This is a genomic window from Streptococcus salivarius, assembly GCF_002094975.1.
Lineage (GTDB): Bacteria > Bacillota > Bacilli > Lactobacillales > Streptococcaceae > Streptococcus > Streptococcus salivarius_D.
On sequence record NZ_CP015283.1, the window covers coordinates 502,813 to 517,621 of the forward strand.

16 protein-coding genes are annotated in these 14,809 nt (G+C 37.4%); 5 read left to right on the top strand and 11 right to left on the bottom strand.

The window, feature by feature from the left end; translation table 11 throughout:
* Window positions 1-118: 118 nt before the first annotated feature.
* The gene (locus V471_RS02595) at window positions 119-727 is read right to left on the bottom strand and encodes an NUDIX hydrolase (RefSeq protein WP_014632495.1); all 609 of its coding nucleotides are present in this window, start codon (window positions 725-727) and stop codon (window positions 119-121) included.
* 162 nt (window positions 728-889) lie between these two features.
* Between V471_RS02595 and V471_RS02600 the strand changes: the two genes are divergently transcribed.
* Genes V471_RS02600 through V471_RS02610 form a run of 3 tightly spaced genes read left to right on the top strand, consistent with a single transcriptional unit; the run spans window position 890 to window position 2,629 of the window.
* The gene (locus tag V471_RS02600) at window positions 890-1,216 is read left to right on the top strand and encodes a PadR family transcriptional regulator (protein ID WP_014632494.1); all 327 of its coding nucleotides are present in this window, start codon (window positions 890-892) and stop codon (window positions 1,214-1,216) included.
* Window positions 1,203-1,787 carry a DUF1700 domain-containing protein gene (locus V471_RS02605; protein ID WP_045001322.1) on the top strand — a complete coding sequence of 195 codons (585 nt, stop codon included), beginning with the start codon at window positions 1,203-1,205 and terminating at the stop codon, window positions 1,785-1,787. The genes V471_RS02600 and V471_RS02605 overlap by 14 nt, the downstream gene beginning before the upstream one ends.
* Window positions 1,784-2,629, top strand: coding sequence for a DUF4097 family beta strand repeat-containing protein (locus V471_RS02610; RefSeq protein ID WP_079119911.1), 846 nt, complete (start codon window positions 1,784-1,786; stop codon window positions 2,627-2,629). Before V471_RS02605 ends, V471_RS02610 begins: the two co-directional genes overlap by 4 nt.
* 37 nt (window positions 2,630-2,666) lie before the next feature.
* On the opposite strand, the gene V471_RS02615 is transcribed toward V471_RS02610, so the two are convergent.
* Window positions 2,667-5,036, bottom strand: coding sequence for a YhgE/Pip domain-containing protein (locus V471_RS02615; RefSeq protein WP_045001319.1), 2,370 nt, complete (start codon window positions 5,034-5,036; stop codon window positions 2,667-2,669).
* Between the two features lie 128 nt (window positions 5,037-5,164).
* On the opposite strand from V471_RS02615, the gene V471_RS02620 reads away from it, so the two are divergent.
* A complete protein-coding gene (locus tag V471_RS02620; RefSeq protein WP_002885702.1) occupies window positions 5,165-5,704 on the top strand; it encodes a TetR/AcrR family transcriptional regulator in 540 nt (179 codons plus the stop codon).
* A gap of 76 nt (window positions 5,705-5,780) precedes the next feature.
* Here the strand turns inward: V471_RS02620 and V471_RS02625 are convergent, their stop codons facing one another.
* The gene (locus V471_RS02625) at window positions 5,781-6,143 is read right to left on the bottom strand and encodes a DUF1304 domain-containing protein (protein WP_013991329.1); all 363 of its coding nucleotides are present in this window, start codon (window positions 6,141-6,143) and stop codon (window positions 5,781-5,783) included.
* A 115-nt stretch (window positions 6,144-6,258) separates the two neighbouring features.
* Here V471_RS02625 and V471_RS02630 point away from each other — a divergent pair, with 115 nt between their 5' ends.
* Complete coding sequence (locus V471_RS02630) at window positions 6,259-6,447, top strand: hypothetical protein (RefSeq protein WP_002885644.1); 189 nt, start codon at window positions 6,259-6,261, stop codon at window positions 6,445-6,447.
* 184 nt (window positions 6,448-6,631) lie between these two features.
* Here V471_RS02630 and rpsD read toward each other — a convergent pair whose 3' ends face one another.
* The 8 genes from rpsD to V471_RS02670 all read right to left on the bottom strand — a co-directional run bounded on the left by rpsD (window position 6,632) and on the right by V471_RS02670 (window position 14,799).
* On the bottom strand, window positions 6,632-7,243 hold the full coding sequence (gene rpsD, locus V471_RS02635; RefSeq protein WP_002885833.1) for a 30S ribosomal protein S4: 612 nt from the start codon (window positions 7,241-7,243) through the stop codon (window positions 6,632-6,634).
* Between the two features lie 197 nt (window positions 7,244-7,440).
* Window positions 7,441-7,743, bottom strand: coding sequence for a Veg family protein (locus tag V471_RS02640; RefSeq protein WP_002885699.1), 303 nt, complete (start codon window positions 7,741-7,743; stop codon window positions 7,441-7,443).
* 29 nt (window positions 7,744-7,772) lie between these two features.
* Window positions 7,773-9,134: a replicative DNA helicase gene (dnaB, locus tag V471_RS02645; RefSeq protein WP_002885809.1), complete on the bottom strand. Its 1,362-nt coding sequence runs from the start codon at window positions 9,132-9,134 to the stop codon at window positions 7,773-7,775.
* Window positions 9,135-9,177: 43 nt separating this feature from the next.
* A complete protein-coding gene (gene rplI / locus V471_RS02650) occupies window positions 9,178-9,636 on the bottom strand; it encodes a 50S ribosomal protein L9 (RefSeq protein ID WP_002885729.1) in 459 nt (152 codons plus the stop codon).
* Window position 9,637: 1 nt separating this feature from the next.
* Window positions 9,638-11,602 (bottom strand): DHH family phosphoesterase, encoded by a 1,965-nt coding sequence (locus V471_RS02655; protein ID WP_013991330.1) that lies wholly within the window; start codon window positions 11,600-11,602, stop codon window positions 9,638-9,640.
* A 73-nt stretch (window positions 11,603-11,675) separates the two neighbouring features.
* Window positions 11,676-13,577, bottom strand: a complete 1,902-nt coding sequence (mnmG, locus tag V471_RS02660) for a tRNA uridine-5-carboxymethylaminomethyl(34) synthesis enzyme MnmG (RefSeq protein ID WP_049528204.1) — start codon at window positions 13,575-13,577, stop codon at window positions 11,676-11,678.
* A gap of 10 nt (window positions 13,578-13,587) precedes the next feature.
* Window positions 13,588-14,043, bottom strand: coding sequence for an NUDIX hydrolase (locus V471_RS02665; protein WP_049528201.1), 456 nt, complete (start codon window positions 14,041-14,043; stop codon window positions 13,588-13,590).
* A 141-nt stretch (window positions 14,044-14,184) separates the two neighbouring features.
* Complete coding sequence (locus tag V471_RS02670; protein WP_045001316.1) at window positions 14,185-14,799, bottom strand: MarC family protein; 615 nt, start codon at window positions 14,797-14,799, stop codon at window positions 14,185-14,187.
* Window positions 14,800-14,809 lie beyond the last annotated feature (10 nt).

Genomic DNA, 14,809 nt, shown 5'->3' on the forward strand with positions numbered 1-14,809 from the left:
ATCATTTTAGGAATACTCTAGACTCCTGTCCCAGAAATAAATTTCACTCCTTTGGTAGCAAATAAACAATGTAATTCATAGTAAAAAAGATCAACAATAATATGTTGATCTTTTATTTTTACTCTAAATCTTTCAGAATGTCTGTAAACCTATGCGTAAACATAGCTGTCATTCCCCATATATTTTCTGTCAAGTTTCTGTAAAAAGGAATATGACGTTCACTATACCCAAAATTGTATTTTTCTCTGTTTTTTACCAGGAAAAATGGGAAATCTTTCGCATCACTCAAGGTAGAAGTCACTTTATAATAAATCGGATTCTCTGTCAACAACGTGTCAACATAAACTGTAAATAATCGTTTCACCTCTTCATTTGGATGAATATCCTCCCAATTTTCTATATTTATCTTTCCAACAAAGCAATGGATGGTTCTCCCCTGATGAATCAGATAATCAATCTCTCCCCAAATGTCAATTCGATCAGGAGTTAAGTTTAGTTCCTCACAAGTTTCTCGTATAGCAGCTTCTTGAAAAGTCTCACCGTCTTCAACACGACCACCAGGAAAAGAGACCTCACCTGGTTGAGAAATATGCTCACTTCGTACTTGGTAAAGGATTTGATACTTATCAGTTTTTACATCATATATCAAGGGTAAAAGCACTGCATAGCGTCCTTTCTCCCCTAGTGGCTTCGGCTCGTAATGAGCTAGTTTATCTTTAATAGTCATAAGAACTCCTTGACTTCATATTATCATAAAAAAGAAGTTATCCCTATTATATAAAATTTTTATATATAAAATATTGACATATCCTTCTAAAAGAGATACACTCAATGTGTAAAATAATTATATATAATTTTTATACATATCCTAAAAGCAAAGGAGCACACTATGTATTTTCCAACATCGTCAATCCTGATAGAGTTCCTAATACTAGCTATTATCGATAGAGAAGACTCTTATGGCTATGAAATTAGTCAAACCATTAAGCTTGTGGCTAATATCAAGGAGTCAACACTTTATCCTATTCTAAAAAAGCTTGAAAAAGCAGGTTATATGACCACCTATAGCCAAGCATATCAAGGGCGTAAACGTAAATATTACAGTATTACCCAAGAGGGAAAAAATCATCTTCAATTTCTTAATGAAGAATGGTTAACCTATAAAGAAACCCTCGATGGTATTGTAGAAGGGAGATTAAGACATGACAAGGACTGAATATATAGCCAAATTAACAAAATATCTACGAAAATTACCACAAAAGGACTATGAAGAGGCCCTCGAATATTTCATGGAATATTTTGAAGAGGCTGGACCTGAAAATGAAGCTCAGGTTATTGCAGAATTGGGTACACCTAAGGAAGCAGCACATGAAGTCATTAGTCGTCTTCTAGACGAAAAGATTATTGAGGATAAGAGTAGCTTACGTAATAAAACAACTATCCTCTGGATTGCGATTCTAGCTGTTTTAGCTAGCCCAGTCGCCTTACCAATTCTACTATTCTTTCTAGCTATGCTATTGACACTTCTTTTGATTATTTTTGCAGTTATAGTGACTGCCTTAGCTCTTACTTTTGCCTTACTCATTAGTGGTGTTTACACTTTCTTTACAAGCTTCTCTCTCTTAAATATTTCACTAGCTTCAACACTATTTGGAGGAGGCCTAGGTCTATTGATGTTTGGAGGAGCACTCTTACTGCTTTTGATTTCATTTGAAATCTGTAAACTTATTGTAAAGCTAATTACCCTATTGATTAAATGGCTCATCAAGAAAGGAAGAAAATCATGAAAACTTGGAAAAAGATTGTCCTCGGAGTGTCTCTTATCTCTCTATTTTTAGGAGGAGGATTAGTAGCTTGGGGTTATAGCCAAGGTGGCTTAACAGATTTACAAAATAAAACTATAAGTGAGCAAGATTATGTCAAGAAAGAAGTTGAGGACTTCAATAAAATTGATATTAAAAGTAGTAGCTACAATGTGCTTATAAAAAATGGTGACGTTGACAAAGCAACGCTTTCTTACTACCAAAAAACAAAAAATCCAATTGACACATCTGTAAAGGATGGTCAATTGACTATCAATGATAACAACTCTGAATTAGATTCAACTTCTAACAAACATATTAACTTTTTTGGATTAAAAGATTTAGTAAGGCTTTCTACTCTCAACGAGGAAGTCAGAAATAAAACCATTGTCATTACACTCCCTAAAAAACAAACGATTGATTTTTTAAAGGTTGATTTAGCAACTGGAAATCTAGATTTAAGTAATAGCACTATCAAACAAGCAGACATCAATCTAAATGTCGGGGACCTAACTTTTACTAAAATGATTGTCAGCAACCTAAAAGCTAATCTTGATGTTGGTAGTGTTGATAGTGATCATACACTTTTTACTAACTCAGATTTATCTATTGCAATGGGAGATTACTCTGGAGATAACCTGATTTTCAATGGTCACAATAAACTTGATGTTACATCCGGTGATATTGAAATAGCTCTTAAAGATTACACGCTCAATGTTCAAGCCGATAGTCATTCAGGAGAGGTGGACATCACAAATAACCTTAAGATCTCAAAGGATAACACACTAACCATTACCTCAGACCTCGGTGATATAACTGTTGAATAACATAAAAAGCCAGCTCACATTAGAGCTGGCCTTTAGTTTATTCATTTTCAGACTTTGGTCTATAAATAATAATACCTACAACTACAAAAATAAGTAAGAAAATGAATAACATACGTACTTGATTTGAGATTTGTCCTGTCATTGAAATAGTTTGACGAAGACCTGATACTGAGTAGGACATTGGTAAGAATGGTTGGACGACCTTAAAGAACTTAGGACTAAGTTCAATTGGATAAGTCCCTGCACTAGAACCTAGCTGCAAAAGGAGCATAATCATAGAAGCAAATGCACCATATCTATCATCCCAACCCACAAGGGCTGTAACGAGCGCCATTAAAGTCCATGCTGCAAGGAGAATCATACCAAATGTAGCTAATGGATGATTTGGTTCAACTCCCACAAATCGAATGGCAATATAAAGGGCAATTGCAGCCATAGTCGTAATGATACCATTGATAAAGAACTTATTCTTAGCCCAATCAAAACGGCTCGTAAAGTTTCTTCCTGTCAAGCTCTTAGCAAAGATAACATTAGTTGAAAGAGCGACAACCATAAGAGAAACAGAAATCATATATGGAGCCATCCCCACACCATTAGTGTCAACCTTATCCTTATCAGTTTTCTTCTCTTTAAGCGGAGCACTAACTATTTTGGCATTGTCTGAGTTTACAGAAACAAGAGATAATTGCTGATTAGCCTTGTTTAATGAATCAGATAATGTAGAAAGGTTGGTTGACAGACTTGTCAATCCACTTGTTAAGGTATTTCCGCCCGTTGCTAATTGTTGAGCTCCTGTATTGAGAGCACTTGTACCACTCTGAAGAGTAGCAAAACCAGTCATTAAACTACTACTGTTAGCATCTAGAGTTTGAGCACCACTGGCAATCGTTGACACTGCACCAGTATAAGTTGACAAACCAGTTGAAAGTGCACTTGCACCTGTTGCTAGAGTATTTTGAGCGGTTGATACACCTGAAGCCACTTGAGTTGCTCCTGGTGATAATTGATTGACAAGTACTGAATTGACATTAGCAATATTAGCTTGCATTGATGATACCGTTGATGAAGCTACAGGGAGAAGAGCATTCGCCGAACTTGCAATGCCTGAAATAGACGTTTGTAGAGAAGCCAAACTACTTGAATCTCCGCTACTAGTTGTTGTCGTACCTGTCAAGCTAGATAAAGCAGTTGACATACTTGACACATCAGATGCAATAGTTGAAGCATAACTACTAGCTGTAGAGCCTGCATTACTAATTGCCGATGTAATCTCTGCTTGTTGATCTGCGGTCAAGCTTTGATAAGCAGCTGTTCCTTGTACCGCAGCCAAATCATTTGCTTTATCAGTTGCACTAGCTGTAGCTATAGAGCTAGCTGCAGAAGAAATATTTGAAAGATAAGTCGCTATTGAACTTGTATCTACTGATGTTGTTGATGTTCCACTTGGTAATGATGTGTTACTTATCGCTGTATTAAGATTTTGAATTGCTGTATTTAAATCAGTTAAATTAGTTGATAGGGTTGACAACTGTGCTTGCTGTTCTTCAGATAAACTTGTTGCTGTAGCCATTTGACTGAGCGCTGTTGACAACGAATCTGCACCTGTAACTAAGGTATTCATGGCCTCTGCTCCTGATACAAATTGACCTGCAGCAGAATTAACAGCCTCAGAGTTCGCATTTAACTGTGACAAAGCGCCTGACAAAGTTGACACACCTGAAGTATAGGCAGACGCGCCTGAACTCAAGGTATCAACACCTGTAGCCAATGTTTGTGTAGATCCAGCAAGAGTTCCTAAGCCATTTGATAAGGTCTGACTCCCTGACTGAAGTGCGCCTGCACCTGCATATAATTGCCTAGCCCCATTCGCTGCAGTTCCCATACCACCCTGAAGTTGAGACATACTCCTAAAGACAGCTCCAACATAAGTTGATGTAATATTTTTAGAAACAGTATCCTTCAACTTAGACATGGCAGAATCGCTCATTTTTGAAGAAACGAAGCTATGTCCTGCTGTTGTTTGATAAGAAATTTCCAGTTTCTTAGGATCATTTGTCAAAAGACTTGCTGCATTACTTGAGAGGTTTTCTGGAAAAGTGATTACCATATAGTAATCACCATCCTCAATTCCTTTTTGGGCTTCATTTTCAGTCACAAAGTGATAGTCTAGATTTTTGTTTTTAGACATATTGTCTACCATATCATGACCAATATTCAGAATCTTATTCTGGAAACTAGCACTCTTATCTTTGTTCACTACTGCCACTGGTAAGTGTTTGACATTACCATAAGGATTCCACATAGAAGACAAAAAGATTAGATTATATAAAGCAGGTATCAATGAGACACCAATAATTGTTATCCAGAGCTTTGGACTTTTAAGAAGAGCCTTTAATTCTGCTAACATATTTCTCCTTTTTAGACATTGTGTTTATTTTTATGATATAATCAATTATAAACTCATTTACCTGAAAATCAATGTTAAACAATCGATTTTTGGACACATAGTCTAAAAGTGTATAAAAGGAGATTTGTATGTCAAAAGATCAAAGACGCGCGCAAACAAAAAAAGCTCTTTTAGATGCTTTAGTAATATGTCTTGAAGACCAAGATTTCAATGATATTACTACCATTCGTCTGGTTCAAACAGCTGGGATTAGCCGTTCGAGTTTTTATACCCACTACAAAGATAAGTATGAAATGATTGATAGTTATCAGAAAGAGCTTTTCCACAAGCTAGAGTATATCTTCGATAAATATGAAGGAAAGAAAGAGGGAGCCTTTCTCGAAATCTTTGAATTTCTCACTCGTGAAAAGCTCCTATCAGCTCTATTGTCTACCAATGGATCAAAAGAAATTCAAGATTTTCTGATACATAAACTTCAGCGTATGATAGCTGAGGACTTCATTGATCCCACTGCTGAAGAAAGAGCTCTTAAAGGATTCGAGAAAGACTATGCCAGTATTTATTTTGCACATGCTATTTTTGGTGCTTGTCAAGCCTGGATAAATAAAGGTAAAAAAGAATCACCTCAAGAAATGACAGACTTTCTTCTACGATTTATTCCACAATAAAATCACTTCAAAAGCATAAAAAAGCTGCAAACCATTTCAATAGTTAAAGCAGCTTTTTTCTTTTACAATAAAATCCTTAAAATAAGGAAATGATAAGTGAAAGCAAGGTCAAAATTGCGGGTCCGCCTTGCGTTAAAATAATTTTCTTATTGGCAGTTATAGCACCATAAATAGCAGCAAAGAAAACATTGAGTACAAAAACAGTTACAAGTAACTGACTATTTGTAAAAATCCCATATAAGAGGAATATAGCAATCAAACCATTGTAAATCCCTTGATTTTTAAATAAGTTTGTAATAGAATCACGTTGAAGTTCTTCTTTGCTCATATTGAAAACACGACTAGTCGTGTCTGAATGTGTCGCAAAAGTTTCCAAATACATGATATAGAGATGCTCCAAAGCAACAATCCCAGCTAAAATTAGTGTAATAATAGACATAGTAGCCTCCTTCTTAAATAACTTTGACAGTATATCAAAAGTGAACCTTTAAAACAACATGCATGCTTCATACAATTTGAAATATGGTAAAATAAAGAATGAAAGAGAGGTTCTTATGACAAAGACAGAAGTAATCCAACGTCTCCAAAAAGATCTGGGAATTCCTAGATTTCAGGCTTATATAGAGGATAAAGATTACTCCGAAGAGGAGTACGACCAACTAAAAAAAGATTTTGAAGCCTATTTCACCAACTACGTTTCAAATGTTTCAGCAGATTTTGAAGGCGGATTGGATAATAAATAATTTATACCTCAAAATCATCTATTATCATATTACGCCCCCTAGTCACTTGTATTAGACTAGGGACTTTTTTTATTAGAAAACAAACTTGTAACTAAACAAATAACTGAACAAACTCAAAAATCAATGATTTAAGATAAACAAAAAAGCCCATAACAACGGGCTTTTTGCAAAATGAATTTTAAAATTAAAGCATTTTGTTGTAGAATTCAACGACAAGTGCTTCGTTGATTTCTGGGTTGATTTCATCACGTTCTGGAAGACGTGTCAATGAACCTTCAAGTTTTTCAGCATCGAATGATACAAATGCTGGACGTCCGATAGTAGCTTCTACTGCTTCAAGGATAGCAGGAACTTTAGCTGATTTTTCACGAACTGAGATTACTTGACCAACTTCAACGCGGTATGATGGGATATCAACACGTTTACCGTCAACAAGGATGTGACCGTGGTTTACGAATTGACGTGCTTGACGACGAGTAGTTGCAAGACCGAGACGGTAAACAACGTTGTCAAGACGACGTTCCAAAAGAACCATAAAGTTGAAACCAAGTGTTCCACCTTTAACTTTAGTAGCTTGTACGAACAAGTTACGGAATTGTTTTTCACCCAAACCGTATGAGAAACGAAGTTTTTGTTTCTCAGCCAATTGCAAACCGTACTCTGAAAGTTTTGAACGGTTGTTTGGACCGTGTTGACCTGGTACGTAGTTACGACGTGCCAATTCTTTACCTGTGCCTGTAAGTGAGAAACCAAGGCGACGTGATTGTTTCCATGATGGACCTGTATAACGTGACATTAATAATGTCCTCCTATAAAAAATATTTTTAGGAAATAACGTTTTAGATAAACCTGATTCGTTCAGAAAGACTTCGCCCAAACAGCAAAGGTTACTTTTCTAGCCGACTTCCTGTTGACGAGCTTCATTTTATCCTGCTATTATTTCACATACTTTAACATTTTACCACGAAAAAAAGCCCAAGTAAAGGCTTTTTCTTATTTATTTTCGATTTCAGCTTGTTCCTCAGGACTCAAATAACGAATGAGAGTCTTCTCAGTCAAAATATCTGAATAAGTGTAAGATTCAACATAACTATTATTAATAGCTCCTGCTTGAGAACTGAAGTCTTGATATTCAACAATAAACAATGATGGATAAACTTCTGTCAATCGACCAATTTTATTCTTTTCACGTTTACGTCCATTCTCTAGGGTTAATTCTACTAGCTGACCTTCATGTGACTTAATAGCTTCCTTGATGTTTTTCATCTTCGCAACATCTGCAAATGCATCACTCATATGTATATATATCTCCTTAAATCTGAAAATTATGATTCCTCAAACTGAGCAATCGATGAAAATTTATTGTATTCTTTTTGGAATAGTAACTTGACTGTTCCACGCGCACCAGCACGGTTTTTTTCTAGGATAACTTCGATTGTATTATCTTCAATCGCATTCTCTGGTTCTTCACCTTCTTTTCGGTAGTAATCATCACGATATAAGAAGGCTACAATATCGGCATCCTGCTCGATAGATCCTGACTCACGAATATCAGACAAGACTGGACGTTTATCCTGACGTTGTTCAACCCCACGAGATAACTGACTCAAGGCAATTACAGGAACTTTAAGCTCCTTGGCCAGAATTTTTAACTGTCTTGAAATATCTGAAACCTCTTGTTGGCGATTTTCTGGTCGCGTCCCTGTAATCAACTGCAAATAGTCGATCACAATAAGACCGAGACCACCCTCTACTTCTTGTGACAATTTACGAGACCGTGCACGAATCTCAGTAATCTTTATACCAGGGGTATCATCTATATAAATAGGTGCCTCAGCCAATGCCCCTTGAGCAATCATCACATTATTCCAATCTTGCTCTGTCAATTGACCTGTACGTAAAGCATGGGAATCAATCATCCCTTCAGCTGCCAACATACGATCAACCAAGCTTTCTGCACCCATCTCTAGAGAAAAGACTGCAACAGCTTTATTTTGCTTGGTACCAACATTCTGAGCAATATTCAGTACAAAGGCTGTTTTACCAACTGCGGGACGAGCTGCTAAAATAATTAATTGATCAGGGTGTAAACCTGTTGTAATCTTGTCAAGGTCACGGAAACCTGTCGGCAACCCAGTAACATCTGATGTTTGCTGTGAACGCATCTCCAAAGTATTAAAATTGACATCAAGAACTTCAGATATTTTGCGGAAACCACTACGATTGCTATGCTCTGAAACATCAACTAGGGCCTTCTCAGCATTCGCAATAATTTCATCAGATTCAGTAGCGCCCTCATATGCTTGGTTGACAGTCTCTGTCAATCTATTTATAATACGGCGAAGCATGGCTTTCTCAGCCACAATCTTAGCATAATACTCAGCATTTGCGGATGTTGGGACACTATTGACCAAATCTACAAGATAAGAAATACCCCCTATATTTTGGAGGTCATCTTGGTCATCTAGAATGGTGCGTACTGTCGTGGCATCAATGGCATCATTTCGATCCGACAGCGTTACCATTGCTTTAAAAATGACACGATGGGAATACTTGTAAAAGTCGTCTGCTTCGATAAATTCTCGAACTGTAATCAACTTTTCCGGGTTAATGAAAATAGCCCCTAGAACAGACTGTTCCGCTACTAAATCATGAGGTTGCACTCGTAATTCTTGAGCTTCTGCCACAATTATTCCCTCCTTTACAAGATTTACTTATAGTGTCAACGAATTACTCAGCACTATTTTTGATGTTAAGTTTAATTTGTGCACTCACTTCTTTATGAAGCTTTACAGGAACCTCAATTAGACCAATCGCACGAATAGGATGTTCAAGTTCAATATGGCGTTTATCAACTTTGATACCAAATTGTTTTTGAAGTCCTTCTGCAATCTTTTTGGCTGTAATTGAACCAAAAGTACGTCCGTCTGGTCCGACCTTCTCAGTAAATTGAAGACGATTTTCTTCTTTTTCAAGTTGCTCTTTAACTTGCTTCGCTTCAGCCAACAACTCTGCTGCATGTTTTTCTTCAGATTTTTGCTTACCTTTCAACTCACCGATAGCTTGGTTTGTCGCTTCCTTGGCAAGATTCTTTTTAATCAAGAAGTTTTGAGCGTAACCTGATGGTACTTCTTTAATTTCGCCTTTTTTACCTTTACCTTTAACGTCTTGTAAGAAAATAACTTTCATTTTAGTCCTCCTTGGGAGCCAATTCTCCCATAATAGTTTCAATCAATTTATTTTTTGCTTGAGCAACACTACAGTCTCGCAATTGGCAGGCCGCTAAGTTGAAATGGCCTCCACCACCCATTTTCTCCATAATACGTTGTACATTAATCGTTTTATGGCTTCGAGCAGATATATTCACAGTAGAATCACTGGTCCTAGCGACAACAAAAGTTGCTTCGATACCTGCCATGGCAAGCATCGTATCTGCTGCCTTAGAAATCACAACATTATTATAACATTTAGGATTATCACCTGAGGCAACAATGATATCATCTGTAATACGTTCACCTGCTAGAATTAGCTCATTGATACGTCGATACTCTTCAAAATCAGTAGCAGAGATCGTTTGGATTTCTCCACTATCACTTCCTAAACTACGCAGATAAGAGGCGACATCAAAGGTTCGACTAGTCACACGAGTTGAGAAATTTTTAGTATCCAACATGATACCTGCCATAAGGATAGAGGCTTGGATTTTACTCAAACGTTCTGGGGCACCTTGGAATTGCAACAACTCCGTAACCAATTCACAGGCTGAGCTCGCCCCACTTTCAATAAAGGTCAAAACAGCATTTTCAGGAAAATCATCATCTCGACGGTGATGGTCTACAACAATAACTTCATTAAATCGATCATAAAAATCCTTAGATAAGGTTAAATTGATTTTAGAATGGTCAACCATAATTAACAACGAATGTTGGTTGACTAACTCTTCGGCCTCTGAAAGTGTAATAAGAGGTGACTGACCATCTTCTTTTAGCCGTTCGACTGCACGCTCAATATCTGCATTCATAGCCGTATCATCGTAAACAGCATAGCTTTTTCGAACAATTTGACTGGCAAAATGAGCCATACCGACAGTTGCCCCTAGAGCATCCATATCGAGATTCTTATGTCCGACAACAAACACTTTTTCGACTGTTTTCAACTTATCAGAGATTGCAGTCATCATGGCCCTTGTTCTTGTACGAGAACGTTTTACTGTTGAAACAGAACCTCCTCCAAAATAAAGAAGTTCCTTGTGATCATCGTTTTCCTTGACAACAGCTTGATCTCCACCGCGAACTAGTGCGATATTTAAATTCTGCAAGGCAACCTGACCGATTTGATCATGCTTAAGCGTACCAAATGAAATTCCCATGCTCAAAGTCAGTGGTAAACCACGCTCCTGAGCCTGCTGACGGAAGTCATCCAAGACAGAAAACTTTTGATCCATGAATTCTGTCAAAACACTGTAGTTGGTGAAGAAGTAAAAACGATCACCTTCAATACGTCGATAATGAATATGCTTGGCCTTAGCAAACTCAGAAATAAACCCTGCCACAAATGTGTTGATTTTTGAAACATCGGCATCAGGTAAACTTCCTGTCACATCGTCGTAGTTATCAACTGAAATAATCCCGATAACAGGACGAGTCATATTTGGATCAGCATTTTCATCTTGATCATAAACATTGTCAATAAAATATGTCAACTTATTGTCAAAATCCACAAAAGCGGCATATTTATTATCACCAACGGTTATCACATTCGAAGGTGACCCCTTTCGTTTCTGGGAAATAAAATCCGCAATCAACTGCTTATTGAAATTTCCATTTTCATCCGAAAGTACTAGCTTCGCATAGGGGTTGAACCATTCAATATGATCGTTCTCATCAAAAGTAATAACCCCAACAGGCATCTTTCCGAGAAGGGTCTTCAAAGAATCTTCAACATCCTGATTCAGTTCATCTAATTGCTCTATTTCTAAGGACTCATATGTTGTCTTTTGGTAATGCAATAAGGCAACAACTACTACCATAATAATAAAAAGCGCAAAAATGAGTGCAGACTCCGATTTTAGTACGCGAACAAAAATAGTAGCAATTCCAAAAAGAATTAGCCCAATCATTACAAGATGAATCGTTGCAAAGTGAAATCTTTTCATATAAAACCTCTTAATCTAACAATTATAACATAAAAAAGCCTTAATTAAAAGGCTTTTAAACGTGTTAGCACCGTTAGTCTACTTTCCTGCGGGCCTTATTATTACCTTCAAGATAAACCATCAAAATTGAGATATCTGCTGGGTTGACCCCTGAAATACGACTCGCTTGACCAATGGTCTCAGGATTGATTTTCTTAAATTTTTGACGAGCTTCGGTAGCAATGGAATCAATAGCATCCCAATCAATATTTTTTGGAATCCTCTTTTCTTCCATACGTTTCATCTTAGCTACTTGATCCAAAGCTTTATTAATATAACCTTCATACTTGATTTCGGTCTCAAGCAACTCTACTATCTTCGCGTCCAAATCTTCTGCAGCTGGACCTACAAACTGAGTAGCTGTGGCGTAATCAATCTCTGGTCTACGCATAAACTCTTTAGCTGTCATGGCATCTGTCAATGGCTTAAAGCCTAGAGCTTGAATTTTTTCATTCGTCTCTTTAATAGGTTTTAATTTTTCTTTTGACAGACGTGTCAACTCGCTGTCAAACTGATTTTTCTTAATTTCAAAGATACGCCAACGTTCATCGTCAACCAAACCAACTTCTCGACCAATAGGTGTCAAGCGCATGTCAGCATTATCATGACGTAATATGAGACGATACTCTGCGCGTGATGTCAATAAACGATATGGCTCCAAGGTTCCTTTTGTGACAAGATCGTCAATCATTACACCAATATAGGCATCACTACGTTTGAGAATAAGTTCTGGTTTACCTTGAACTTTAAGAGCCGCATTGATACCAGCAACTAGACCTTGACCTGCTGCCTCCTCGTATCCAGAAGTTCCGTTGGTCTGTCCTGCTGTAAAGAGACCTGAAATCAACTTCGTTTCAAGTGTTGCACGTAGTTGATGAGGGAGCACGATATCATATTCAATCGCATAACCAGTTCGCATCATCTCTGCCTTTTCGAGACCTTTAATTGAGTGAATCAACTCTTTTTGAACATCTTCTGGCAGACTAGTTGACAGGCCTTGCACATAGACTTCCTCAGTCTCTCTTCCTTCAGGTTCAAGGAAAAGTTGATGGCGATTCTTATCGGCAAATCGGACAATTTTATCTTCGATTGATGGACAATAACGAGGTCCTACACCCTTGACAATACCTGAAAACATTGGGGCACGGTGTAAATTGTTATTGATAATATCGTGGCTCTCTTGATTCGTATAAGTTAGCCAACAAGGAATTTGATCCTGAAGATAATCTTCATCCTTCGACAAGAATGAAAAATGATTCGGCTTTTCGTCACCTGGTTGAATTTCAGTTTCTTCATAATTAATTGATGATGCCTTGACACGAGGAGGGGTACCTGTTTTAAATCTTCCTATTTCAAGGCCAAGATCCCTCAAGTTATCTGCCAATGTAACAGATGCAAGACTGTTATTAGGACCTGAAGAATATTTGAGCTCACCTAGGATAATTTCACCACGCAAAGCTGTTCCTGTTGTGACAACAACCGCTTTAGCTCCATATTTTTGATTTGTGGCTGTTCTTACACCAACTACCTTACCATCTTCAACAAGAATTTCATCAACCATGGACTGACGGAGAGTCAGGTTTTCCTGACGCTCAACTGTATGCTTCATTGTCATAGCATACAAGGCTTTATCGGCTTGTGCACGTAAAGCTCTGACAGCAGGTCCCTTACCGGTATTCAACATTTTCATCTGAATATAAGTTTTATCAATATTTTTACCCATCTCTCCACCAAGGGCATCAATCTCACGGACAACAATCCCCTTGGCAGATCCCCCAATAGAAGGATTACATGGCATAAAAGCCAACATCTCTAGGTTAATAGTCGCTAATAAAACCTTACATCCCATGCGGGCTGCAGCTAAGCTAGCTTCCACACCAGCGTGACCAGCACCGATTACAATGATATCGTATTCTTCTATAAAGTTATAATTCATTCTATTTCTCCTATTTCTCAAGATGGATGTGTCGTAATTTTCCGTCCCAGTCTGGTAGGGCTGATTTTAAAAAGGCCGGTTTCAGGTCAACAGTATGTAAATCATCTAAAGCAATCCAACGACAAGGTAATTGCTTTGTATCTTCCTGCATGACCAAAGGTGCCTCCTCAAGTAAGTCTACTAAGTAGTGGAACTCGATGTTGTGATAGTGAACACCAGTTTGTTCGAAACGATTTTCAACCACGAAAGCTAGCGGACCTGCTTTAGATGTAACACCAAGTTCCTCTTTGACTTCCCGAACTACAGCATCTCCTGTAGTTTCATTGACCTGAATAGCACCTCCGATTGTGTAACAGCCGTCCTCATCTTCAATGACAAACAAGCGATTATCTTTTACAATCAAAGCAGTCGCTCTCACACCAAAAACAGTAGAATCTATTTTCGTCCGAAAATCCTTTTGCCTCATTTTACTTCCTTTCGAAACCACACAAAAATAGTCAAAACTCTGAGAAGTGCAGAACAAAAAGCCTGCAACATCCATGAGCTTTGACCATCATGACTATTGTTAAAGTTATTTTATCAAATCAAATCGTTTTGTCAATGCAAATCACTGTTTGAGCAAGGTCTGCACACTGACAATAATCATCTGTATACCTATGGAGAATAGTAAAAGTCCCATCATTTTCGTTATAATTTTCATCAAATTTTCTCCCAAGAAGCCTGCAATTTGTTTTGCACTTCTTAACAGGAGATAAGTGATGACACATAGTAGAGCAAAAGCAACTACGGTTATCAGTTGATTCTGCAAACCTCCATTAGCCAGACTTAAAGCAGTTGTAATTGTACCTGGTCCCGCAAAAAGTGGCATTGCAAGAGGAGAAATAGCAATAGACATTGGATCTGAATTTACTGCTTGCTGCTCCATTCCTTTATAGCTGGGTGAATGATTACCATTAATCATATGATAACCGATAACAGCCACTAATATTCCGCCAGCAATTCTGAAAGAAATAATTGTAATTCCAAATACTTTAAAAATGAAATCTCCTGAAAAGATAAAAACAGTTACAATAACAAAGGCAATCAAAAGACTCCTAAAAGCAATTTTTCGTGAAATTTTTTGACTATCATCTGCTACTAAAGCCATGTAAGCAGGAAGATTTGAAATTGGGTTCATTATAGCGAAAAATGCCATAAATGCATAAAAAAATTGAGAACTCATCGTTTTTACT